We start from the raw sequence: 399 nt of genomic DNA, 5'->3' as shown, positions 1-399 counted from the left end.
CGCTTCCTCGCTGATGTATGGCACGTGCCAGGCGACGAAGGGCTCCAGCACCTGCATGCCGACATAGGCCAGGGTGCCGCGCAGGATCGGCCGCAGCATGTCCTCCAGCGGTCCGTGGATGGCACCCTCGCCGAACATGTGCTGGCGCCCGCCCAGGGTCAGGCTGACCAGCGCCTTCTTGCCGGCCAGGCCACCCTGGTCGTAGAAGCGCTTGCCGCCATAGCAGACCCCGGACACCAGTACCCGGTCGAACCACCCCTTGAGGATCGCCGGCACCGAGAACCAGTAGATCGGAAAGTTGAGGATCAGCAGGTCGGCCCACAGCAGCTTGTCCAGCTCGGCCTGGATGTCGGCGGCCAGGCTCTGGCGCTTGACGCCCTCGCGCTGCTCCAGGGCGTA

Annotated in this window: 1 protein-coding gene; it reads right to left on the bottom strand. The window is 67.2% G+C overall.

Annotation, left to right across the window (positions count from 1 at the left end; genetic code table 11):
- Window positions 1–399, bottom strand: a 399-nt coding sequence (locus tag FLO80_RS24115) for an NAD(P)H-dependent oxidoreductase (RefSeq protein WP_149187165.1), incomplete at both ends; no start/stop codon positions are given.

Origin of the sequence: Aquicoccus porphyridii, from assembly GCF_008369105.1 — a bacterium.
Lineage (GTDB): Bacteria > Pseudomonadota > Alphaproteobacteria > Rhodobacterales > Rhodobacteraceae > Aquicoccus > Aquicoccus porphyridii.
Note: the sequence above shows the minus strand (reverse complement) of the source record. Positions and strands in the feature narration are given on the sequence as shown.